Here is a 21,854-nt window from a genome sequence, read left to right as displayed (position 1 = left end):
GCCGCGCTCTACACCTTAGCCACTTTGCGTGAGGCTAGGTAGTCGTCTACGTTGTGGCGACGCAGGGCCTTCTTGGCTTGTGCAGGTGTCACCGTGCGGGCGGCCAGCAATGCGTCCAATTGCTCCTGCCACCGCACGGTGCGATGTGCCTCCATGTGTTCCGCAAGCCTGTCGATGTCATCATCCGTGGGGGCTGGTGACGCCCCGCCGACAAAGGCATCGCAGATCGTCACAGTCCCTGACTTGGCCGGCACGTCGGCAGCGCACAGGACAGCCGTGACGATATCAAGTGCATTGGGCTTGTCGATCTGAGCGGGCAGGCTGCTCATCCAGGCACCCGCAACTTCGGTCGAGAAGGAGCGGATCAAGAAGCACACCTCATGCGCATGCCGAGAGATTGCGTCGCCAGCGCCGTGATGGGAGGACTCGATCACCATGCGACGGTAGCCATGCGCATAGGCGCTTTCGATGGAAGGGAAGACCGGAAGCCCCTCGAAATGCGGTGACAACGGAGAATCGTCTTTCCCGTAGCCAGGGCGAAACGTCGGTTGGATGCGAACGGCTGGTCCCGCGTGCTCGGTCAGGGGCAGCACGGCCTCCAGCAATGCCTTGCGCTGCGTGTCGCCAGGCGTGATACCGAGCACGATGATCCCGTAGGGGCGCTTTGCCACCGCCTGCCTTAGTGCATCTTCGAGTGCCAGCGGCAGACGCTGGTTCGTCGTGAAGTGCTGCGCGGCCGACGGCGCTGCTCGACGCTGCACAAACGGCTGTACCACTTGCAGATCGCCGGACTCGGTAACGATCCCGAGCACGTCAACGGGATCGCTGTCGAGACCTTCATCGTCCGGCCGCAGTAGCAGGTCGATGTCGCTATGTAGATTCTCTGGCAGCGGCGTCTCCGCCAACACTACGACGCGCAGCGAGGACGAATAGGCGAGATTGGCGGCCGTATTCAGCCGGTCCTTGTTGTCGCTCCACGATTCCTGCGTCAACGGCACGGTGCCGACCACGACCAGCGTACCGCTGGGCAGTCGGTCCATGCCGCGCGAGAACAGGCCATGTTCGCCCAAGTCGATGGCCGTGTCCGAAGAACGGCCGGCATCCTCCGCGTAGAGCAGTGCGCCGTCGGTGGCTGCCTCGTATCTGGCGATGGCTGCGTCAATGGCTTTTTGCGAGGTCGTCACGTACACGCCCGGCACGGGGCCGTCGGGCCAGACCTTCAGAACGCTGGTGGCCGATGGCTCCAGTGTTTGGAGCATTTCGTCCACCGGCAGAATCAGGTCATGCTGTTTCGCAATGCGCTTGGCGAGCCGGTCGGCCGAGTTGCTGTCCCACTGTGAAGCAGATACGCGAGCGGGGAACGCATTGACTTCGGGCCAGTTACGCAAGCCGGGAATGGCTGCGATCAGGTCGAGTGCCTGCCCATGCTTGAGGGTGAGGTTGTGGCGTTCGAGGTACGCGCGCAAGCGCTCCGCGAACACCTTGAGTTGCTGGGTGTCCATATTGATCTCCGCCGGGCGTCGAGCCGGTGCACGCTTTGCGGGCCGCCCAAGGGATCAAATATGGATTGGGTAGGGCACTGGAATGCTCCGTCTTCGTCGTACCCCCACGGGGCGCGTGCGGCAGGTGACGGCAACCACCGGCTAGGATACCACGCTGTTCTGGCTTGTGAGATACTGTCGGCAGGGCTTCGGGCAGGAGCCTGCCACCCGTCATAGCAAAGCTGTTGACAGCACTGCCGGCAAACTCCCTCTCTTCCTGCGCATGCCATGTTCAGGTTCGAGAAGCGGCAGACGGGTGACGTTTCGCCATGAACCGGGAGAACTTGTCATGTCGAATGAAGCTATTCGGCCGTCCACGATGGACGGCATCAAACGACTCGCCAAATCGCTCAAGGTCGAGCGGGGCATCCAGCATACGCAAGCCTTGGATGCCGCCGCGCAGGCAGCGGGATTCCAGAACTTCCGCCATGCCTGCAATGTGCTGCGCGCCGCCCCCAAGACGGAGCGTTCCCGCCCCGGCCACCGTGTCTTCCTGACTTCCTACTGGAAGGGCCGCGATGGTGGCGGGACTGGACGCGAAACGCTGAGCATCTGGCTATCCGTCCCGTGGGGTGATCTCATCACGACGCTTCAGTTGCAGAACCATCGCGCACTGGCGGACTTCCGTGCCGAGGGGCCTGACCATCTGGCGCGCGAGCACCTGCAAAATTCGCAGTCGGCGGCTCGGCGTGCGGTCTGTGCAGCCGCACGTGCACTGCATTTCATGGATGCGACGAAGCTGCGTCCGTCCAAGAGCCACAGCCGCGCCTTTCCTGGTGGGCGGTCGAGCAATGCGGTTCCTGGCCGTGACCACTACAGCATCTGGTATGACCGTCAGACGAAGCGCTATCTCTTTGCGGACGAGCCCTATGAGAAGGCCGTTGAAGGCAAGGGGCAGGAGCGCGAGACCTGGGCGAAGGAACATGGCTTCGTCATCGTCAAGCCTGAGTGGGCGGGCATGTACGCGCCCGATGTCGGTTCCCGTCTCTACCTGATCGCGGACGAAACGAAAGGCATCCCGCTGGAACCCATCGCGGCGGCGCTGGACCAGCTGCCTTCACCCATTGTCGAAGCCGCATGGGACGGAGAATCAGCACCAATGACACCGTTCTTCGTGAGCCCCGGTGCCATCGCCAAGGTAGCTGCTGCGAAGGACGAGCCGAAGACGCCGCGTAAGCAAAATGGCCAGCGAAATTCAGTTGGCTATGTCCAGACCTTCGTTGGTCCGCAGCGCCGTCCGAAGGGCAGGATGCCGATTGAGGCGCACGCGCATGTCGGCCGCCTGCTGAAGTCGGTGCTCAAGGACACCTATCACCGCAAAGGTGTCTACAACCGGGTCAACGCGATTCGCAGTGAACTCGACGAGTGGACGCAGCGCGAGTACAACCATGCCGAACTGCCGAATGAGCAGTTCTTCGACTTGTACTACCACGAGTCCGGCTCGACGTTTTCGCGCGCGCTTGCCGAAGCCGACCGCGAGCGTCATGTGCGGAGTTTGGCGCACGCGAAGAAGCTCCTGGGCGAGCACTATCCCGATTGCCCGCCGCTGCGGTCACTGCTGAAAAAGGTGGATGCCGCAGTCAAGTCTTTGCGTGACTGGAACTGAGGGCTCGTCACAATGTCTCGCACAAAACAAAGCCAACAACCGCAGCCGCCCGCGTCGCCCATTCGCCCCGAGGCCGAATTGGAAAGCCGGTTGGCAGCGACGCTGTCCGTCGCCTTCCCGAACATTCCCCGCGAGCAACTGGTCGAACAGCGGCGTTTCACCGTGCGCCTTGGTCACGAAACTCATGAGTTCGACAGCGCTGCCCAGTGGGAGAAAAGCGGGCGCGCGGATGTAATCATCTTTCATGACGGGCGACCACTCGCCGTGGTGGAACTCAAGCGCGAGGATCTAGCGCTTACTCATGCTGACTATGAGCAAGCGCAAAGCTACGCGAACCAGTTGACGCCACGACCACCTCTTGTCGTTGTCACGAATGGGCGCGAGACCCGAATCTACGACGCCAATACAGGGCAACTTTGGTCTGGCGAGCAAGACGCCGCGAATGCGGTAGCCCGTCTGCTTGCCAATGCCGCCAAGTTGGCGGCGACAGATATGCGGTGGGCGACCGAAGCTTTGATGGGGCGGGAAACCGGGGTCTGGGTTCCCATCGTGCGATCTGCAACAGCGAGGCTCCTGGCCGAGATGACAGACCCACCCGGCCAGTCCGATCGCGCCTTCGCCGAGCTTCTGCTGTTTCCTCGTCTCAGTACCCTCGGCGCAATCAAATCAGCGCAGGCCGGGACGACCTTCACGATCGTCGAAGGTGCAGCACAGAGCGGAAAGAGCAGTTGTCTGCGCGAACTTGCCTTGCGCACTCGGGACAGTGAAGACTTGGCCGTCCTGATGTTGCGAGGCTCAGGGCCGGGACTGTTTCAGTCGCTGGCCAACTTGTTCGCCATCGAGCTTGAGTGGAATCTCACCGCGAACGATGCTCGCCAGTGGCTGCGGCGGATGTCTGCCGGGTCAGCGGGGCCGGCGCTTTTGCTTGCCATCGACGACGTGGAGCCAGGCACGTCGATGGCGGCCGACCTGGAAGAGTTGGCTAGCCTGCGACCGGGCAATAAGCTCAACGTCATCCTGACCACCGATCGCGCGGAACGGCTGGTTAAGGCCCCAAACGGTCGCACGCAGACGGCGGTCGGAGATCGAGCAAAAGCCATCGAGATCGGCCCCTTGAGGTTGGAAGAGTTTCAAAGTGCGCAGCGCGCTCTCGCCAATCGCAAGGTTCACTTCCAGCAGGGCGCAGAGTACGCGGAGGACTACCGTGCGCCGTGGGTGCTTCGCACGATTTACGACGATGCCGCCCGTATCACACAGCACCAGGACCCAAACAGCGCGTTGCTTCTTCCGCCGGCGCTTGGCTTGGAACTTGTGGATGCGGCGCGCCGAAACTACGCCAATCAGGCGGATCTGCTTCGCGGTTATCGTGTGCTTGCGCGTTGCACTCTTGCCGATGAGGGCGCCCGTTCTGCCGAGCTAGCCTTGGCAGCAGCCAATGGGTTTGTCGTGCGACAAGATGCGCTTTCCGACGAAGCTCGCAATGCGGTAGCCGAACTTAAATCGAAGGGTGCTGTGCGCACCTATCGTCACGCAGGCGGCGAAGACATCGTCGTGCCGACCATTCCTGCCGCATTCCTTTCAGAATTCGCCGATGTTACAGGCGATGAACTCGCGCGGCGCGCCGCAACAGACCCCAAGGAAGCCGGTACTTGGCTTGGTCACCGCTTGGCCGCTGTCTATCTCGGGGACGTGATCGGTGCGCAGGCGATTCGCAGCATGGCGGAGAAAACTGGCGGATTCAGTTCTGGAGTCGTCAACGGTCTTCTCTCCATCGAGCCAACGGAGCAGCCCATCGAAAGCGCACTGATCGCGACGGCAGCGCCAGATGGTTCGTTGATTCATCTGAAGATCGAAGGCGAAAAGTTTTGGCTGTCCAATCGCCACGGCGATGTCATCGGCGAAGCCGTAGATCTCGGAGCGGAGCGGCCGCACACGTATGGCAACACGAGCGCTTGGATGATCCTCGGACAACTTGCGAGGCTTCCTACAGCGATGGTTGGCGACGACAACCAGCGCATGGATGCTTGGATATTGCTGAACATCGGCCAGTGCCCTTTTCCCTTGCTGCGCGCGAACGAAGAGGGACTGGGCCATCTTGTACACGACCTCGGCGATCGTGGTCGCGTCCTTTGCCACGATCAAGGCCCCATCGAGGCAGCGACACAAGCGATGGCCGATCTATTCTCTCGCCCGTGGACACACGCAGACGAATGGGTGAATGCCGCAATCGAAACCGGGTCTCTGCCACTTCTGCATCGCCTAATAATTGCATTGCGTACAGTACGGCTGCGTAACATGCCTGATCTTTCCGACTGGGCCGATGCAGTACTCAGAGATCGTGTGCTTCCTGAGCACGCTGCTGCTCTTCGAGCGCTAATTGATAGCGAAGACGAGGGCACACCGTGACTAAGAGCATGCCAAGGCGCCAAGCCATCCCGTCGTTCGGCCTGCGGGCGGTACCCCGCACCTTGTGCCGAGCCGCGCTTAAGCGAGCTTGATTTCCTGCAGGTACGATCGATATGCATACTCGATCAAATCACGTATCAGTTCGAGCAGTCCTGCCCATGGCAGTCCATCGAAGGGATCGCCGTGTGCAAGGGAATTGCGAATTCCAGCTAGCGTGATGGCTTTGGGCATGCCGTTCTTCTTTGCTGCATCACGAGAGGCTTTGCTTTCATAAAGCAGTGAAATCACGGAGCCGCCATATAGCTTCGTGAAGGTAAGCGAAGCGTCAGTGAGCCCATCCTTTTCGACCATGTGTTCTAGTAATTGAGCAAGCGACGGCATGCGCTCGCTGTGGCTTTTTTTGCCGGATTTTCGCATGTCTTGCTGGATGAAGAACCCTCCATAGCGATCCTTTAGCGCCAGTTCCAGCGCTGTCATGGCGACCAGTTCCCCCGCTTTTACGAGGCCAAAGTCGATCCAGCCGAGGAGATAGAGTCGTTGTGCGCGACGAAATTTACTCCCCACGATTTCCGGTATCGCGGGATGTAGCCGACGCGCTTCAAGAAACCTCTGCCATTCGCTGAAATGGTAAAAAGGGAGGAGGGCGCTGGGGTTGCCGGGTAAGGGCCAAGGCATGAGAAAACTGCCATCCGCTCGTTCGGTGTCGAACAACGAGATGTCGAGGAGGTCTGATCTATCCATCGAAGTGGTGCCGCTCAGTTGTATCGGTTATCACTTCGCGTTAGCCGAATCTTGGTAACTCCGGCGGCATCGCGTGAATCCAGCATCCAGGACTTTCACTATCAAAGAAATCCACATGAACGGGTCCTAAGTCATCTTGAATGACTTGGTGTGCATAGTTGCAATAGACCTGGTCGCCACGAAAAACGGAGACTGCCACGCGCTGGATACCAGTTCCACGCATCCGTCGTAACAGATGTCTGTCATGTTCCCCGAGTCCCCAGCCGAATAGTGTCAATGTAAATCGTTGAGATGTGAGCACCTCGCGGTACACCGTAGATAGGTAGTAGCTGTTCTGGATAGAGGAAATTTTCTGCGGCATTGTTCCTTCGCTGACAAATAGCGGTACAACTCGTTCGCTGCGCCATTCCGCAAGAATTGCCTCCAGTAAGCCCTCTCCGGCATTGTGAATTTTGAACTCCTGTTCCACGACAGTTCGGCACAGGGCTAAGCTTCCATGTGGGTAGAACACCAAGGTGTTCGTCCGTTCCCTATAAGGTTCACGAAATCTCTGCCAAGCGTCGTCAAAGATGCCGTTGCCAACGAAACAATCCTTGAATAAATGGCCATCTTGAACATTGAGTCCATAGGTCATTGTCCAGTAGACCAGCAAGTCATAGTTCAACGATAGAACGGTATCGAACTCCTTGAGAAACTGGTACATACTGGGTAAGTGACCAGTCACTAGATCATACGCAGGATGCACGCCGCGAACGGCCTCAATCAAACACTCCCTGACATTTAGGTAGGCTTGATGCGTGCGATGGTCTGGTATCTGCAGCGACCTGTTGACATTCGACGCCTGCCAAACTAGTCGCAGGATCAGCTCGAAATCAGATGTTCCGAAAAAACGAAAGAGTTGCTGCACGTCCACCGCCAGCAAGCCCGCTCGCTGGGCATGGTCTAACAATGAGCCGTAGCCGAAGCTTGGTGCAACGGCAATGCTCGCTCCATTGCCTAGCAGAATCGTGCCTCGATGGTAGTTAAGTGCAATGTCTCTCCACGGCATTATGGGATATGGCATATGAGGTCTTTACTTACGAGTCATGTAGAAGGTTGGTTCGCCGACGGTGTCTCAAGGAAATATTGGAGCTTGCCGGAAAAAGCCTGTGCGGATGACCTGACTTCACCGCGACCATCCGGTTCCAATCGAAGTAGCACGTGTTTCAGAGCAGAATTACTGGTTGCGAGCCAGTCGCCGATTGTACGAGCGCGCTGACTTTCAACATCACCCGGAGCCACTAGCACTTGCCAAGCCTCCTTGCCCAGAAAGGTAGGAAGATGATTGCTCATCTGGCAGTATGCGCCCGCTGCTAGATCCGCCAACGCTGCAATATCCTCGGACCAGTATGGTGCCGTTGGTGATTCTGTCGTTCCGAACAAATGATCCGCGGCATTTTTCCAGCCCGTCAAGCCAAAAGTCAGATAGGTGGCCAACCTTGCGAAACCTTCGCATTTCTCATGACTGTCCAGTGTTTCGTCGTGGTCGCTTATCCACACTGAAGGTTGATTTTCCCGGCGCAAACCTGAAAGAATCAGTGCAACGAAACTGGCCAGTCGTAGCATTTTCTCGACAGTTCCGTATTTGGTATGAGGAGGGAAGCAGTCGGGAAACACCTCTAAGGCTGATTCAGAGCCTCCGTCAATGAAGCTGCCTACTCGCCGGTCAATTAAGACTGTAATGAGATTTCCACTGAGTTTGCCCGCAGCTTCAAGAAAGGCAGGCAAAGCTCGCCAGCGAACGGGTTCGTTGAGTTTCTTAAAGGAGATGCGCCGCCCGTCAGGGAGCCAACGTTCACGGAATTCTTGCAATAGTGGTAGCCATTCGTTCAGCGCCAGATCAGTGGTTACTAAAAATGAATAAGCTTCGTGCGTCGCCTCCTTGTGCTGGCCGGAGTAATCGCTGGCAATGATCATGGCTCCATTTGCTACGGAAGCCAACATACCTGGGAATTTTGTCTCGGTGATGCTAAGCGAATCACTCAAGCTAAATAGGTAGCCCGCGCCTTCGTCAATTACGGATTGCCAAATCTTCATTTGGTTGTCGGTCCTACTTAAGCTACGTTTGAATGCGTGCGATTACTTGATCGCAGACCAATGCAAAGGCGATAGCGTAGGCGTGCAAGCTGATTGGAAGTGCCAGGCCATCGGAGCGAATCCGCGCTAATGCGAACACAAGCCCAAGCGCGAAGAGCGTCAGGAAGGTTGTCAGGTACTGGTAGCTCGTGTGGTGTTGGTAAGAGAAGAAGGTTGCCGTACCCACGACCGCAACCGTCGCGATCCATCTATTTGCCTTGAATGGCAGCAGCGAAAGCAAAAAATGCCGGAAGGCGAGTTCTTCCACGATAGGCGGCAGGAGCAGCAGACAGGCCACCATGACGGCGATCTGCGCTGGCGTCTTATGGTCGTAGAGGATCGTCATGCTGACTTCACGTGGTTGTCTGAGCCACAGTGCCGTGCCATAGGCAGCCAGATAGATAGCTGATACCGCCAAAATGCCTTGCACGATATGCTGGTGCCGAATGTCACCTATGAAGCGGATATTTGGGAAGTACCAGCGCTTGTGGGCGGCGAATAAAGCGAGAAGCAACAAGGCAGACGGCCCGTAGAACACGGCAATCGTGTAGTGCACTGTGTCTTGTAGGCTGAACTGGCTGACGATCCAGGGTAGGGTCAGCCGATAGATGCGGTAGGCCAACAATCCGAGCAGTAAGGCCAAGCTCCATCGGGTGGCAAAGGGTTGCCCCAAACCAAAAATATTTCTGAATCGTTGCGCATCCAGTCGCATTTCCATTTCGTTCCCACGTCCTGATTTACGTATGTCCGACTAAGAATAATCGAGTCGGGTGTCTCCCGGCGATGCCGGGCCGCGCTGTCGTGCTCCGCATCAAGCCTCGCTGCGCGAGTCTCGCCCCTGACGGGCTTCCATCCCTGACGCCTACGGCCCGGATTCCCTCGATCCGGGCCTGCGCGCTTCGCTTGCGTGCGGTCGGCACACGGGATGGCCGTTGCCTGTCCAGCCGTCTCCCCTGACTTCCTCCCCTTGTCCGCGACTGTAGCCCGCGGCCGTGCGCCGTCAAGGCGCGCAGGGCCGTGTCCTCGGCTACGCCTGCGGGCCGCGCCAACCCTGCGCTTTTCTCCTTGACGGCGCCCGTCCGCGCGCTCCTGACCGTCGCGGGCGATGAACTCAGGAAAGACGGTGGCAACGAGGCCAACCGGGTTCTTCGTGCCGACCGCACCGAACAGCCGAAAGGCTGGGCTTCCGAATCTAGGAATCCGGTTGCGGTGAACAGCAAACCGTTTCTTTATCAGGAGAAATGCCATGCAACTCGCTACCCGTTTCGCTTCCCGTTCGCCGATGCTGCGTTCCGATTATCCCTTGTCGGATGACCAGATCCGCGCCGTTGCACCTTCCATCTTCGCCGACGCTCCGCACGAAAGCCGTTCGGGACGGTACAGCTACATCCCCACCGCAACCGTGCTGCAAGAACTGCGTGGGGAAGGCTTCGAGCCTTTCATGGTGTGCCAGACCCGTGTGCGCCACGACGACCGCCGCGACTACACCAAACACATGATCCGGCTGCGCCACGCCAGCCAGATCAACGGACGCGAAGCCAACGAGATCATCCTGCTGAACTCCCATGACGGGACGAGCAGTTATCAGATGCTGGCCGGAATGTTCCGCTTCGTGTGCCAGAACGGCCTCGTTTGCGGCGACGCCGTGGCGGACGTGCGCGTACCCCACAAGGGCGACGTAGCCGAGCACGTCATCGAAGGCGCCTACGAAGTCCTGCACGGCTTCGACCGGGCGCAGGAATCCCGCGATGCCATGCAGGCAATCACCCTGGACAGCGGGGAATCGGAAGTATTCGCCCGCGCCGCGCTGGCGTTGAAGTACGACGAAGCCACGCCCGCGCCCATCACCGAATCGCAAATCCTGAGGCCACGTCGTCGCGACGACAGCCGCCCCGACTTGTGGAGCGTATTCAACCGCACGCAAGAAAACCTTATCAAAGGCGGCCTGTCCGCCAGCGCCGCGAACGGTTGCCGCCAGACCACGCGCCCGGTGCAAGGCATCGACAACGGTATCCGCCTCAATCGCGCCTTGTGGCTGCTGGCCGATGGCCTGCGCCAGTTGAAAGGCTGATTCCCCACGCGGCAGGGGCAGGCGGTAGCCCTTGCCGCTTCTCTCGCTGCTGCACCCCTCAACCGATTGGAGTCCTCACCATGAACGCCGTAACCAAAGCCGAAGCACATACCATCGAATCCGCCGCGCCACTGGAAATGGCCGACCCGACCAAGAACCTCATCTTGGTTCCGCTGTCGCAGTTGTTGCCGCGTCGTTCCAAGCGCAATGTCCGCACGACCCCGCGCCAGTCCATTCCCGCACTGGCCGCGTGCATTGCCCGCGTCGGCCTGCTGCAAAACCTCATCGTCATCCTCGCCGCCGATGGTGAGCAGTACGAAGTCGTCGCGGGCGACCGCCGCCTGACCGCATTGAAGCTGTTGGCAAAGAAGAAGCGCATTGCCGCCGATTACGACGTGCCGTGCCTGCTGGTGGCCGATGCGTCCGCCCGTACCGTGAGCCTCGCCGAGAACGTGCAGCGCGAGAACATGCACCCCGCCGACCAGTTCGCGGCCTTCGCCGCGCTGGTCAAGGAAGGCCGTCCCATCGAGGACATTGCCGCCGACTTCGGCGTGTCCCCGCTGGCGGTGCAGCGCCGCTTGAAGCTGGCGAACGTCTCGCCGCGCCTGCTGACCGACTATCGCGCCGGAGCCGCAACGCTGGAACAGTTGATGGCCTTGACCATCACCGACGACCATGCCGCGCAGGAAGCCGCTTTCTACGGTGCGCCGGAATGGCAGCGCAGCCCGTCCGCATTGCGCGAGCGCCTGACCGAGCGTGAAATCACCGCTACGCATCCGCTGGTGCGTTTCGTCGGGCTGGACGCATACACCGAGGCAGGCGGCGGCATCCGCCGCGACCTGTTCGCGGAAGGCGATGCCGGAACTTACCTGACCGACGCCGCCCTGCTGGAAACGCTGGTGCGCGGCAAGTTGGACGCGCTGACCGAGGACGTGCGCGCCGAGGGTTGGGCATGGGTGGAAGCCGTGCCGCATTTGAGCCATGCCGAGCGGCAGGCGTTCCAGAACGCGCCGCGCCAGCGCCGCGAGCCGAGCGCCCGCGAAGCCAGCCGCATCGCTTCGCTGCAATCTCGTCTCGAAAAGATCGATGCTGAACTGAAAGAAGCATACGACGCGGAGGACGAGGGCAGGACCGAGGCGCTGCAACCGCGCCGCGAGCAGGTGGCCGAGGAACTGCAAGCCATCGAGGACGCCTTGCGAGACTATGCATCAGACGTGCGCGCCGTGGCCGGTGCCATCGTTACGCTGGATCGTGACGGCGAGGCCGTGACTCATCGCGGCCTGCTGCGCGAGGCCGAGGCGAAGGCGTTGCGGACGCTGGAAAAGCTGCGGCAGGGTTTCAGCGCAGGCGAAGGCGCGAATGACGAGGAAAGCGACCATGCCGACGAAGCGCCCAAGACCGCGAGCCTGTCCGACCGGCTGGCGCAGCGGTTGAGCGCGCAACGCACGGCGGCGCTGCAAATCGAAGTTGCCCGGCACCCGCATATCGCGCTGGCCGCGCTGGTGCATGGCATGGTGCAGGCCGTCTTGCAGCCCCACACCTACGGCGACGGCCTGCCGCTCGGCGTGCGCCTGACCGTGCAAGACCGGCTGGAAGGCATGGCCCCTGACGTGCCGGAATCGCCTGCCGCCGTGGCGCTGCGAGAGTTGCAGCAGGTCGCAGGCGAAGCGTTGCCGCAGGACAGCGCCGAACTGTTTGCCGCGTTGCAGGCGAAGCCGCAAGACGAACTGGTGCGCTTGCTGGCCGTGTGCGTGGCGTCCACCGTGGACGTGGTCACGCCGCGCGCCATGCAGCGCCAGCCCGGCGCGGAACTGGCGCAGGCTGTCGGTTTGGATATGGCTGCATGGTGGAAGCCGACCGCCGAGGGCTATTTCTGCCACCTCGTCAAGCCCGCGATTCTGGAAGCCGTGGGGAAGTTCGCGTCGGCACACGTTACCCGGCTGGCGAAGTTGAAGAAGGGCGACATTGCCAGCGAAGCCGAACGGCTGGCCGAGGGCACCGGCTGGATGCCTGCCGTGTTCCAGATCGACCACGACACGGAGCCGAAAGGCCTACCGGAGGCGGTAGGCGATGCCGACGCGCCGGAAGATGCCGCCGCCGAGGTGGAAGCACACGCACTGGCCGCGTGAGGTAGCCCCATAGCCCCGGTGCGCAGCGTCGGGGCTTTCCTTCATCCAGAACCGGGCGCGGCAAGACTGCCGCGCCTGGTCAATGTCCACCGCAAAATCTCCCCGTCGCCGCCTTAGGCCAGGCAGCGACGGGGCGGGCGTACAACGCGCCTTGCGCGCGGTACGGCACAAATCAACTCCAGTTCCAGGTATTGCAGTCGTAAGATTACACATCTTCCTTGCTTCGCTCTAACACATGAAATACTCAAAATCTTTTGCTCTATACAATTTCGATCATGGCTTTGAAAAACCGGGGACGATTCGATTTGGTTCGTTTGAGATAAAAATATCTGAAGCGAATATCCTCTCTGCGTCAAAATTATCGCGTCGTGCCGCCACCAACTTCACGTGGAACTCGCGAGGCGATCGCATTGTTTCAAAAACGCCAGCTAAAATTGGAAAAATATCTAGAACAGCAACTGTTCGCCGAGTTTATTCAAAACCCAATGTCATCCAGTCATCTGACAATTCTGTTGATCCCGGTGGGATTGGCGATCTTTGTCTGTTTTTGTCATTTTTGACTGGACGCCGGGTTTTCCAAAAATCGGAATTGAGTGGTCTTGAGGGAGGTTACTACGGCGAATCGGTTGTTGGTCGAAACTATTTTCTTACTCTTGGACCCAACTGGCCCGATGTAGATGCGCTTCAACGAGAAGGGCTATTTCCAGTTTTATGGGCAATAGTCAATTCCAATTCAACAAACGACATGATTGGGAAAATATGCTACGTAAGTGCTTCGCTAGACTCCATTTCTACAAAATGGTTTAAAGGCGAAGGGGTGCGGTATAGCGAAGATGAGTGCGCCGCAATTGACAGAGCAAAGAGAAATATAGAATCCATCATTCGTGATGAGCTTAAGAATTCATCGGCTGCGGGCGATGCTTTGCCAAGGGTTGGCGGCCTTTTTGCTCCGTCGGCATTGATGAAGCTTAGTTCCTTTTTAATTGCCCAAGGACTGCTATCGAACGAGCCAAGTAAGGATGAAATGGGTCGGTTAAAGTTATTAAACTCAATACGGAATCGTGTGGTTCATTCGACCGACATTCCATCGGAGATACATAAAGACTTTAATCGCCGTGGTGAAATTGCGGCGTGCGTGCTTGCGATCACTAGCGAGATATGCTCGGTCTATATCGCGGGGGTTTCTGGTATAAGAGATTTTCAGATCGAACAATCAAGAAAATATATTGTGGATTTCTTTAAAACTGGGGTTTTTAGAAATCACAAGGTTTTTGATGAGGACTATGAGACCTTTTTCGCTAGACTTGAAGGAAATTGGCTGAATGGAAATGGGATTTAGTCCGGCACTTGTCCATACGCTTTGACGGTCTTGGGCGTGTCGGCGTTACCGCCGCCGGGCTTTCGGGCTACGCCCCGTGCCGCTTGGCCGTCACGACCATTCGGCTTCAATCCCTCCCGCCTTCGCGCCTCCGGCGCTGCGCGCTGACGCTTGCCGAACTGCCCCCGCCGCAATGGGCGGGGCTTGTTGGGCTACGCCCCGGCTTGCTCCTGCAGGTTGTGCAAAAGCGCGCCGTCTCCGAGGCCGGCGGCTCGTCGCCTATACGACACGAAGGACGGTTCATCGACACGCCGCCCGGCCCTGCCTATGGAGCTTCTACTCCACGTCTGACGCACGAAGCCGCAAGCTGAGGCAGGGGCGTTCTCGCCTTGTCGTTGTTGGTTGGCGTTGCCCGCTTTGGGGCACAAGCCAGTGGAGCCGTCATGCGGGATGCCGAAGTCGGCCACCTCTCCTTGAGGAAGCGGGCGGCCCCTGCGTCCTTGGCTTGTCGTGAATCCTGGCGAGGGCACGGCTACACCTTGGGCTTCATGGCTGCAACCTTCCAGCGAAAACAATTTCCCCGCCGCTGCGCGGCTTCCTCGCGCAGCAAATTCTTTTCGCTTCCAGGTGCTCCACGGTGTTGCGCCCGCTGCGCGGTGCAGCCAGCCCAGCCCCCGCCGGTCGGTTCACAACAAGGACGCGATGGGCGCGACCTCGTTCAACCCGAAAGGAGAAACATCATGGCTAACATCGGCACTTTCACCGCAGAGAAAGACGGCTTTACCGGCACGCTCCGCACCCTGACGCTCAACGTCAAGGTGAAGCTGGTCCCCAACGACAAAGGTGACAGTGAGAACGCCCCCGACTTCCGCGTGCAGGCGGCGAGCCACGATATCGGCGCGGCGTGGAAGAGAGTCAGCAAGGCCGAACGGCCTTACGTGTCTGTGACCCTCGACGATCCTTCGTTCTCGGCAACGGTCTATGCCCGCCTGATCGAGAATGAGGACGGCACGCACGACCTGATCTGGTCGCGCAGCAAGCCGCAGCAGGCGGACTAACCGCTACCACTGCGTCCCGCCCATTGCGGCGGGGCGCCGTGCTGCTGGCGCAGCACAACACGCATGGGCCTACGGCGCTCCGCGTTCCTTCACTACGACCTCAATTCAATTGGTGCGAGGGGAGGGACTGGTCGACGCAGGCTGAATCAGGTCTCTTTCCAGAATTTCTACGCAGCGATCAACAAAGCCTTGTCTTGCCTGCGCGTCGGGAATTATTTCTCCGAGAGCCTGCGCTATGGTTTCTTGGTATTTTTTCTTTTTTGAACTTAAGAGCCTTGAGGAAATGAATCTGAATTTCCCTTCCCTAAGGATCGTAATGGATATGGTGTAGTTCATCTCTCTGATGCTAGGGGGAGGCATTTCCAGTTCATCGCCTTCGCGTTTCAGATTGAGGTCGGAGAAGACGACATATCGTTGTCCATCTATCTCGTCAGGGATAGGAATCTGCAGTGTTCCAAACTGCCTTGAGTAGCTGACGACCTCACCAAATCCAATGCCGTGCTTGATGATGTTCTGCCCATTCTTGGACGGGTCGTACTCATAGAGTTCGCTGCTCGAATATGGATGCCCGTTGAGGGGGATCGACTCGTAAAATTCCGGCAGCAAGCGCTTCAGCGCATACTCCTCGATGTCGGTTTTGCAGGCGTAGCTGACCTGGATCTCGTCTTGTATAAATTTGAACAGTAGATCTTGTCGATCTTCAGGCAGTCGCTGGGATTTGATCTTTTCTTCAAATTCATCCTTGCTGAGGCCCTTGATGATCTGCCAGGCGTCCACACGATCCATTTGAGTCCCTATACGTAAATTTGAAGTATTCGCCCGGCGCGTCGTCGTGATACGTCTTCGGGCTTTTGTCTCGTGCTTTGTGCCAGGAAACTGTCGCCGTTGCCCGGCTTCAACCTAGCACATCTCAGAGCCGCTGCTTGCGGGGGAGTTCGCTTGAACGTCTAAGGCGCGTCGCGTTCCTTCAAGACGGCCTCCAGTTCCTGGTGCACCAGCGCCAGAATCTGCTCGGTCTCACGCATGCTGTTGCCTGCGTAGGCCAGCGTCAACAGCGTGAGCGGATGGATCTCCATCACCTCGCACAACTCGGCCAACTTGTTCAGGGTCGGGCTTTTCAGATCGCGCTCCAGAGAACTCAAATAGGTACGGCTGGACACGTCGGAGAACGCTTCTTGGCTCAAGCCACGCGCTTTCCTGACCGTCCGTATCGCCGCCGCCAGTGAGTGCTTTGCCGTCACCTATGGTTTCCCCTGAAAAACCAAGATGACAGCCGATTGCGCCCTATAGGGCTACAATCTATAGTGTTCATTTTCGCAATGTTGATTTCCGTATTTGTGCCTTTACGGAAATCCGCATCGGCGGATGCCGGCAGAATCGGGGAACCGTATCCGTGCTTTTCCTGACTCTCACAATTCCGCCTCTGCGTTCTTGTGCTTGTGCGGATTCGGTGGCTTGTGCATCCGTGCTTGAACACGAAAGCACGGATGCTGCTTGGCAGTTGCGTGCTTCGACGGAAAAGCGTTTCCGTGCATCCTTGGCTTTGCGGAGTTCCTGACCATGACCGGACTGCTGACCACCGCCGACCAACGTGCGCAATTGCTTGCCAACGGCGTGGCACGTGCCGCCGGCCAAGGCATTGACCCGCTGCCGGTAGTGCGGCTGTTCACGCCCGATGCGCACGCGACCTGGCTGCTGGCCGCGCTCGATCCGGCCGATGGCGATACCGCCTGGGGATTGATTGACCTCGGCATCGGGATGCCGGTACTGGGAACGGTCAAGCTGTCCGACTTGGCCGGCATCGTCGGGCCGCAACATTGGCCCATCCTGCGCGACCAGTATTTTCACGCCGCAAGGCCGTTATCGGAGTACGTCCAGCTCGCGCAGCGCGACGGCTCCATCCCCGACTGACCGGGGCGAATTGTGTCTTTCTCAGTCTAGTTCCAGACGGCTACGGTCTGGATCGGCACTCTTGCACCAACCAGGTGCGAAACTGATCGAAAGAGACATGATGCGCAGCGCGACTTGCGGCAGGGTGTCCTGTGTTGCGCGCGGTTTCCCCCTGCGCAGCCGTCGCACTCGGACGTTCCATGTAAGGCTTCGGAGCTGATCGATCTTGACACCCTCCCTACAGCTTGAGTTTGCGCTTCCTTGATGGCGTTTTGATTGCCGTAGCTCCCGTGTTCAATGTCCCTGGCGACGTTCCTGTTGAACAGAAGGTCGCGTCATGGCTGATCGAAGCACCTATGCCTGGTATCCCACCGCCGCGTACCTGTACGTTCTGCATTTGGACGGCCCCGCGCTGGCGTGGGAGTACCTGCGTCGCCACCCCGACTACCGGCGTGACTGGCTTCGCCGTCGCGGGCAACCTCAGACGGCGCAGGCTTGGGGCCTGCGCCTGCTGGAAGATCCGGCACTAGATGCGCGCGACGCGCATCCGACTTGGTTTCCCGACCATGACGGTGTGCTCCAGCTCTATCCAGATGCCGACCCGCCGCCTGATGCGGCTTTGTTTGAGTTCTGGCGTATTCCCGGCCACAAGCACCTGACCCACGATGGCAAGCGCCTGGTGCTGGTGTCGCGCTGGCCGGGCTGCTGCATGCGGCTCGCGCTGGCACCGGGTTTGGCCGATGGCATGGCCTACCTCTATGCCGTCCGCGCGTGCGCCTCATCTTGCGCAAGCTACCGCACGATCACAGCCGAGCTGAACAAGCTGGTGACGGCGGACGGAGCCGTGCCTGCGGCGGCCCGTTCTCGGCCTGCACCGGCTGCGCTGTTGGAACTGCACACTTTGCAGGCGCTCGACGCGACTCTCGCGGGCGCGTCCTTGCGCGAAGTCGCCGAAGGACTGTTCGGCATCGAGGCCGTGGCCGTCAACTGGTACGCCGACGGCGGCCTGCGCTCGCGCGTGCGACGACTCGTGCGGCGCGGCCAATCGCTGATGCGCGGCGGCTATCGCCGCCTTGCACAGATCGATTGACCTGCAGAGGGTCGTTTTGCACCGCAGGCAAAACGACCCTCTGTGCAACGCATCGCTATCTTGAGACTGACTCCATCCGGCTGCGCTCGTGCTGCCGGCGTTCTTGCCAGATGGAGGTTCATCCGATGCGTCCCGCTCCCTTGCGGCCTGCCGTTGCACCCGTCGCCACGCCTGCACAACCCCAACGCTACCTGACGAACGACGAAGCCGCCGAATACCTGCGGCTGTCGCCGCGCACGCTCGAAAAGCAGCGCGTCATCGGCAATGGGCCAAAGTTTCGCAAGTTCGGCCGCCGCGTCATGTACGCGGTGGCCGACCTCGATGCCTGGGCAGACCAGCGCAGCTACGAAACCACGTCCGATCCCGAATACGCCGAACACCATTCGGCCGACAGCCGTGCGCGCTGATCGTTGGCTCGCCGGTGGCCGTCCCCATGTCCAGCCCATCGCGGGAGCGGGAACAGCTCGACTTGTTCCGCGCATTGCCGGGCGACATGGTGCCGCGCGATGCACAGGACCTGATGGCATACCCGTTTTTCTCGCTGGCGAAGTCGCGGCGCACCGAGCCGATCGACTTCCGCAGCGGGAACGTCACGATCCGCGTGGAAGGCACGCAGGAGCACGGCATAGCGACCATATGGGACGCGGACGTGTTGATTTGGGCGGCCTCGCAGATTGTGGAAGCGCGCGACGCGGGCCTGCGGCCGTCGCGCCTGATGCACGCCACGCCCTACGAGATCCTGCGCTTCATCGGGCGCGGCGTGTCGCTGCGCGACTACCAGCGCCTCAAGGCCGCGCTCGACCGGCTGCAATCGACCACTGTGGCGACTTCCATCCGCGAGATGACAGGGCGTCGACTGCATCGCTTCTCGTGGATCAACGAGTGGAAAGAGCTGGCCGACGCCCGCGGCACGCCGCTGGGCATCGAGCTGATCCTGCCGGACTGGTTCTATGCCGGCGTGCTCGACGCAGCCTTGGTGTTGACCATCGACCCGGCGTATTTCCGGCTCACCGGAGGCATCGAGCGGTGGCTGTACCGCCTGGTGCGCAAGCATGGCGGCAAGCAGCCTGGTGGTTGGCAATTCGACTTCCGGCACCTGCACCGCAAGTCGGGCAGCACAGCGAGGCTCTACGACTTTGCCTGCGACTTGCGCGCGCTGGTCGTGCGGCAATCGCTGCCCGGCTACGTGCTCGGCATCGAGCGAATGCCGGACGACGGAACCGAGTTGCTGACCTTCCGGCCCGTGCCGTCGACGGCACGGGGATAACTCGGGGAAAACGTGTGGACGGCCTCGTGCTATCAGGCGTGCCGGGTATCGTGCCATCAGGCGTGTGCCTATCGTGCTATCAGGCGTGCGAAATCGCCGGCAAGCCAATAACGGCGCGGGTTTCGGCGCTCTCTAACTTACCTAACTTAAAAGCTCTAACTTTTGGTAAGAGCGCGCCGGTTCGGTGGATAACCACCCAACGCCACGAAGCGCGGCAGCCAAAGCCCGGCTTTCCAACACGGAGGGCCGCGCCATGATCGTTGCCTTTCTCAACCAGAAAGGCGGCGTCGGCAAGACCACGCTCGCCACTCACGTTGCCGGCGAGCTCGCGATGCGCGGACAGTCGGTCATCCTGCTGGATGCCGACCCGCAAGGCTCGGCCTTGGACTGGACACAGCGCAGAAGCCAGCAAGGCTTGCCACGGCTGTTCAGCGCCGTGGGCCTTGCCCGCGAGACGTTGCACCAGGAGGCACCGGAGCTGGCCCGTGCCGCCGATCATGTCGTCATCGACGGCCCGCCGCGCATCGCCGCCTTGGCGCGGTCCGCGCTGCTGGCGGCAGAGCGCGTGCTGATTCCGGTGCAGCCCAGCCCCTACGACTTGTGGGCCTCGTCCGAGATGGTGGCGCTGATTCGAGAGGCGCAGGTGTTCCGGCCTGCACTGCGCGCGGCCTTCGTCGTCAACCGGCGCGTCAGCACCACCATCATCGGCCGCGAGGCGCGCAGCGCGCTCGCCGAACAACCGCTGCCAGCGCTACGTGCGGAGGTGCATCAGCGCATCGTGTTCGCCGACAGCGTGGCCGCTGGTCGGCTTGCGCGTGAGACAGCGCCCGACAGCGCCGCCGCACGCGAGATCGCCGCGCTGACCGACGAGCTGCTGCGGTGGCCGACATGAATCAGCGCAACGGCAAGCGTGTCGGCATCGGCGCGCGTCCACCGGCGAACCCGCACGCCGAGGCGTGGGTGCGCCAGGGCGACGCCGACGGCATCCAGAAAGGCGATCTCTACACCGCGCGCCTGACCCTCGACATTACGACCGCCATGCGGGCGCGCATCAAGGTGTCAGCGTTTACGCAAGGCGTGACCGTAGCCGAACTGCTGCGCGCACTGCTGGAACGCGAGTTTCCCGCGAACCATCCGGAGAATCTTCCATGAACGCATCAGGTCTACCGATCACGGACGCATCACCACCATCCCTTGCGGTGCTCGCCGGTCAGGCCGGCATCGCGCCGCTGACGTGCGTTTCGCTCGCTTTCATCGAGCAGCGCATCGACGTATATCTGCGCTTTGGCGAGCCGGCACGCACCGTTCGGCTCGATCGCTGGCGGCGTTGCGCGGTGTTCCTGCCGGGCGCGATGTTCTGCCGCATTCACTGGCAAGCCAACGACTACGGCACGATTCGCTGGCAACTCATGGTGATGCAGGCTTGCACGCCGCTGGACGCGGCACAGCGCATCCCCGGCGTGCTGCCGGGCGCACGCCTGTTGCTGCACGCCGAGAGCGAACCCGCCGTGCGCGCAGTGCTGGCGCAGCTCGACGCCATCGAGGCGCAGAACATCGCGCCCGCCGACGTGTCGCCCACGTACTGGCGCACGCTCGGCAATCGTCTCGCAGCGCGCTTGCTGCTGCCGGCGTACACCGCCGAGCGGCACGCTGCCTGGCTGGCCAGGAGGTTGCTGCCATGACGATCGTTTCCACATCTGTCGTCCCGCCGCATCCTCGCTCGCGCGGGCGCGCTCGCATCGTCGTGGCGACACTGGCCGCCATCGGCTTCGCTGCCCTGGCCTGGGTGTCTTTTGTCTCGCCGCCGCCGCGCCTGACCTACAACCCATCCGACAGCGTAGCGGTCGGCTGGTATCGCGTCGAACCGTTCGACTCGCGCACCGCCTTACTGCCGCGTCGGTTGTCCGTGGACAGCATCGTGCTGGTGCCGCTGCCGGCCGAGGCCGCTGCACTGGCCGCGCAGCGAGGTTACCTGCCGGTGCAAGTGCCGCTGCTCAAGCGCGTGGGTGCGATTGCGCCGCAGGTGGTGTGCATTGTCGGCGGCATCGTCCGCATCGACGGTGTGCCTTCGGCCGCCGTACTGCGCGCCGATCGGCTGGGCCGGCTGCTGCCATCTTGGCAGCAGTGCCGCCGCCTCCAACCGGGCGAGCTGTTCTTGTTGAGCACGACCAATCCGGCGTCGTTCGACAGTCGCTATTTCGGTCCGGTCAGCGCGTCCACCGTGATCGGTGTCGCGCACCCGGTCTGGCTGGAGACACGTCGATGACGGCCGCCGATTCACTGCGTTTCATCGTGCCATCCGGCGTGTTATTCCGCTGGCCGTCGCCGTGTCGTCGCGCGTGTCGTGCGAGCGCATCCGCGCTGCACGTCGCACAACATTCGGCGACGCTTTCCCCCATGCAGACATCTTGTCTTGAACGCGCTCGGCCGAGGGCCGTGGCCGCGTTCCCCGGCGCGCTGGCTGCAAGCAGCGCAGCGCCGCCGGGCCGCCGATGCCCGGAGCGACAGAGCAGGGCAAAGGCGGAAGGCAAGATAAAAGGTCGCGGCACATGGCCGCTTGAAAACCTTGTCTGCACGTGGAGGTGGTGCGGCACGCGCCAGGGACCGGCGGCGTGCCGCGAA

General features: G+C 60.6%; 21 protein-coding genes. 14 read left to right on the top strand and 7 right to left on the bottom strand.

Annotated elements, in window-relative coordinates:
* Positions 1 to 8: 8 nt before the first annotated feature.
* A complete protein-coding gene (locus tag BME24068_RS14360; protein ID WP_174926491.1) occupies positions 9 to 1,502 on the bottom strand; it encodes a glyoxalase superfamily protein in 1,494 nt (497 codons plus the stop codon).
* Between the two features lie 328 nt (positions 1,503 to 1,830).
* Between BME24068_RS14360 and BME24068_RS14355 the strand changes: the two genes are divergently transcribed.
* Together BME24068_RS14355 and BME24068_RS14350 are read left to right on the top strand one after the other, a co-directional pair.
* Positions 1,831 to 3,147 carry a DUF5623 domain-containing protein gene (locus BME24068_RS14355; protein ID WP_174926490.1) on the top strand — a complete coding sequence of 439 codons (1,317 nt, stop codon included), beginning with the start codon at positions 1,831 to 1,833 and terminating at the stop codon, positions 3,145 to 3,147.
* A 90-nt stretch (positions 3,148 to 3,237) separates the two neighbouring features.
* Positions 3,238 to 5,553, top strand: a complete 2,316-nt coding sequence (locus BME24068_RS14350; protein ID WP_203368112.1) for a type I restriction enzyme HsdR N-terminal domain-containing protein — start codon at positions 3,238 to 3,240, stop codon at positions 5,551 to 5,553.
* A 78-nt stretch (positions 5,554 to 5,631) separates the two neighbouring features.
* On the opposite strand, the gene BME24068_RS14345 is transcribed toward BME24068_RS14350, so the two are convergent.
* The 4 genes from BME24068_RS14345 to BME24068_RS14330 all read right to left on the bottom strand — a co-directional run bounded on the left by BME24068_RS14345 (position 5,632) and on the right by BME24068_RS14330 (position 9,127).
* Positions 5,632 to 6,264, bottom strand: coding sequence for a hypothetical protein (locus BME24068_RS14345; RefSeq protein WP_203368111.1), 633 nt, complete (start codon positions 6,262 to 6,264; stop codon positions 5,632 to 5,634).
* 70 nt (positions 6,265 to 6,334) lie between these two features.
* Positions 6,335 to 7,357 (bottom strand): DUF4917 family protein, encoded by a 1,023-nt coding sequence (locus BME24068_RS14340; protein WP_174926487.1) that lies wholly within the window; start codon positions 7,355 to 7,357, stop codon positions 6,335 to 6,337.
* 20 nt (positions 7,358 to 7,377) lie between these two features.
* A complete protein-coding gene (locus BME24068_RS14335; protein WP_174926486.1) occupies positions 7,378 to 8,370 on the bottom strand; it encodes a hypothetical protein in 993 nt (330 codons plus the stop codon).
* Between the two features lie 22 nt (positions 8,371 to 8,392).
* Positions 8,393 to 9,127: a CPBP family intramembrane glutamic endopeptidase gene (locus tag BME24068_RS14330; RefSeq protein WP_174926485.1), complete on the bottom strand. Its 735-nt coding sequence runs from the start codon at positions 9,125 to 9,127 to the stop codon at positions 8,393 to 8,395.
* Between the two features lie 528 nt (positions 9,128 to 9,655).
* Here BME24068_RS14330 and BME24068_RS14325 point away from each other — a divergent pair.
* From BME24068_RS14325 to BME24068_RS14310, 4 genes are all read left to right on the top strand, one after another.
* The gene (locus BME24068_RS14325; protein WP_174926484.1) at positions 9,656 to 10,480 is read left to right on the top strand and encodes a DUF932 domain-containing protein; all 825 of its coding nucleotides are present in this window, start codon (positions 9,656 to 9,658) and stop codon (positions 10,478 to 10,480) included.
* Between the two features lie 80 nt (positions 10,481 to 10,560).
* Positions 10,561 to 12,609: a ParB/RepB/Spo0J family partition protein gene (locus BME24068_RS14320; protein ID WP_174926483.1), complete on the top strand. Its 2,049-nt coding sequence runs from the start codon at positions 10,561 to 10,563 to the stop codon at positions 12,607 to 12,609.
* A 235-nt stretch (positions 12,610 to 12,844) separates the two neighbouring features.
* On the top strand, positions 12,845 to 13,948 hold the full coding sequence (locus BME24068_RS14315) for a hypothetical protein (protein WP_174926482.1): 1,104 nt from the start codon (positions 12,845 to 12,847) through the stop codon (positions 13,946 to 13,948).
* Positions 13,949 to 14,667: 719 nt separating this feature from the next.
* A complete protein-coding gene (locus BME24068_RS14310) occupies positions 14,668 to 14,985 on the top strand; it encodes a DUF736 domain-containing protein (RefSeq protein ID WP_174926481.1) in 318 nt (105 codons plus the stop codon).
* A gap of 105 nt (positions 14,986 to 15,090) precedes the next feature.
* Here BME24068_RS14310 and BME24068_RS14305 read toward each other — a convergent pair whose 3' ends face one another.
* Both BME24068_RS14305 and BME24068_RS14300 read right to left on the bottom strand, forming a co-directional pair.
* Complete coding sequence (locus BME24068_RS14305; protein ID WP_174926480.1) at positions 15,091 to 15,771, bottom strand: BrnT family toxin; 681 nt, start codon at positions 15,769 to 15,771, stop codon at positions 15,091 to 15,093.
* Between the two features lie 161 nt (positions 15,772 to 15,932).
* The gene (locus BME24068_RS14300; protein ID WP_174926479.1) at positions 15,933 to 16,226 is read right to left on the bottom strand and encodes a helix-turn-helix domain-containing protein; all 294 of its coding nucleotides are present in this window, start codon (positions 16,224 to 16,226) and stop codon (positions 15,933 to 15,935) included.
* Between the two features lie 319 nt (positions 16,227 to 16,545).
* On the opposite strand from BME24068_RS14300, the gene BME24068_RS14295 reads away from it, so the two are divergent.
* From BME24068_RS14295 to BME24068_RS14260, 8 genes are all read left to right on the top strand, one after another.
* Positions 16,546 to 16,896, top strand: a complete 351-nt coding sequence (locus BME24068_RS14295; protein WP_174926478.1) for a DUF2958 domain-containing protein — start codon at positions 16,546 to 16,548, stop codon at positions 16,894 to 16,896.
* A 316-nt stretch (positions 16,897 to 17,212) separates the two neighbouring features.
* Positions 17,213 to 17,965: a DUF7011 domain-containing protein gene (locus BME24068_RS14290; protein WP_174926477.1), complete on the top strand. Its 753-nt coding sequence runs from the start codon at positions 17,213 to 17,215 to the stop codon at positions 17,963 to 17,965.
* Positions 17,966 to 18,090: 125 nt separating this feature from the next.
* Complete coding sequence (locus tag BME24068_RS14285; protein WP_174926520.1) at positions 18,091 to 18,372, top strand: helix-turn-helix transcriptional regulator; 282 nt, start codon at positions 18,091 to 18,093, stop codon at positions 18,370 to 18,372.
* A 26-nt stretch (positions 18,373 to 18,398) separates the two neighbouring features.
* Positions 18,399 to 19,232: a replication initiator protein A gene (locus BME24068_RS14280; protein ID WP_174926476.1), complete on the top strand. Its 834-nt coding sequence runs from the start codon at positions 18,399 to 18,401 to the stop codon at positions 19,230 to 19,232.
* A gap of 253 nt (positions 19,233 to 19,485) precedes the next feature.
* A complete protein-coding gene (gene parA / locus BME24068_RS14275) occupies positions 19,486 to 20,124 on the top strand; it encodes a ParA family partition ATPase (protein ID WP_174926475.1) in 639 nt (212 codons plus the stop codon).
* Entirely contained in the window at positions 20,121 to 20,384 is a 264-nt protein-coding gene (locus BME24068_RS14270) for a chromosome partitioning protein ParB (protein ID WP_174926474.1), read from the top strand. The genes parA and BME24068_RS14270 overlap by 4 nt, the downstream gene beginning before the upstream one ends.
* Positions 20,381 to 20,914 (top strand): DUF2840 domain-containing protein, encoded by a 534-nt coding sequence (locus BME24068_RS14265; protein WP_174926473.1) that lies wholly within the window; start codon positions 20,381 to 20,383, stop codon positions 20,912 to 20,914. Before BME24068_RS14270 ends, BME24068_RS14265 begins: the two co-directional genes overlap by 4 nt.
* The gene (locus BME24068_RS14260) at positions 20,911 to 21,498 is read left to right on the top strand and encodes a S26 family signal peptidase (protein ID WP_174926472.1); all 588 of its coding nucleotides are present in this window, start codon (positions 20,911 to 20,913) and stop codon (positions 21,496 to 21,498) included. The genes BME24068_RS14265 and BME24068_RS14260 overlap by 4 nt, the downstream gene beginning before the upstream one ends.
* The last annotated feature ends 356 nt before the right edge of the window (positions 21,499 to 21,854 follow it).

The sequence above is a fragment of the Burkholderia anthina genome, assembly GCF_902498995.1.
Lineage (GTDB): Bacteria > Pseudomonadota > Gammaproteobacteria > Burkholderiales > Burkholderiaceae > Burkholderia > Burkholderia anthina.
Note: the sequence above shows the minus strand (reverse complement) of the source record. Positions and strands in the feature narration are given on the sequence as shown.

What these genes read in the sequence shown, in the direction of transcription:
- BME24068_RS14360 (WP_174926491.1), bottom strand. Translation starts at nt 1,502, where the DNA reads ATGGACACCCAGCAACTCAAGGTGTTCGCGGAGCGCTTGCGCGCGTAC.
- BME24068_RS14355 (WP_174926490.1), top strand. Translation starts at nt 1,831, where the DNA reads ATGTCGAATGAAGCTATTCGGCCGTCCACGATGGACGGCATCAAACGA.
- BME24068_RS14340 (WP_174926487.1), bottom strand. Translation starts at nt 7,357, where the DNA reads ATGCCATATCCCATAATGCCGTGGAGAGACATTGCACTTAACTACCAT.
- BME24068_RS14335 (WP_174926486.1), bottom strand. Translation starts at nt 8,370, where the DNA reads ATGAAGATTTGGCAATCCGTAATTGACGAAGGCGCGGGCTACCTATTT.
- BME24068_RS14330 (WP_174926485.1), bottom strand. Translation starts at nt 9,127, where the DNA reads ATGGAAATGCGACTGGATGCGCAACGATTCAGAAATATTTTTGGTTTG.
- BME24068_RS14325 (WP_174926484.1), top strand. Translation starts at nt 9,656, where the DNA reads ATGCAACTCGCTACCCGTTTCGCTTCCCGTTCGCCGATGCTGCGTTCC.
- BME24068_RS14320 (WP_174926483.1), top strand. Translation starts at nt 10,561, where the DNA reads ATGAACGCCGTAACCAAAGCCGAAGCACATACCATCGAATCCGCCGCG.
- BME24068_RS14315 (WP_174926482.1), top strand. Translation starts at nt 12,845, where the DNA reads ATGAAATACTCAAAATCTTTTGCTCTATACAATTTCGATCATGGCTTT.
- BME24068_RS14310 (WP_174926481.1), top strand. Translation starts at nt 14,668, where the DNA reads ATGGCTAACATCGGCACTTTCACCGCAGAGAAAGACGGCTTTACCGGC.
- BME24068_RS14305 (WP_174926480.1), bottom strand. Translation starts at nt 15,771, where the DNA reads ATGGATCGTGTGGACGCCTGGCAGATCATCAAGGGCCTCAGCAAGGAT.
- BME24068_RS14295 (WP_174926478.1), top strand. Translation starts at nt 16,546, where the DNA reads ATGACCGGACTGCTGACCACCGCCGACCAACGTGCGCAATTGCTTGCC.
- BME24068_RS14290 (WP_174926477.1), top strand. Translation starts at nt 17,213, where the DNA reads ATGGCTGATCGAAGCACCTATGCCTGGTATCCCACCGCCGCGTACCTG.
- BME24068_RS14285 (WP_174926520.1), top strand. Translation starts at nt 18,091, where the DNA reads ATGCGTCCCGCTCCCTTGCGGCCTGCCGTTGCACCCGTCGCCACGCCT.
- BME24068_RS14280 (WP_174926476.1), top strand. Translation starts at nt 18,399, where the DNA reads ATGTCCAGCCCATCGCGGGAGCGGGAACAGCTCGACTTGTTCCGCGCA.
- parA (WP_174926475.1), top strand. Translation starts at nt 19,486, where the DNA reads ATGATCGTTGCCTTTCTCAACCAGAAAGGCGGCGTCGGCAAGACCACG.
- BME24068_RS14270 (WP_174926474.1), top strand. Translation starts at nt 20,121, where the DNA reads ATGAATCAGCGCAACGGCAAGCGTGTCGGCATCGGCGCGCGTCCACCG.
- BME24068_RS14265 (WP_174926473.1), top strand. Translation starts at nt 20,381, where the DNA reads ATGAACGCATCAGGTCTACCGATCACGGACGCATCACCACCATCCCTT.
- BME24068_RS14260 (WP_174926472.1), top strand. Translation starts at nt 20,911, where the DNA reads ATGACGATCGTTTCCACATCTGTCGTCCCGCCGCATCCTCGCTCGCGC.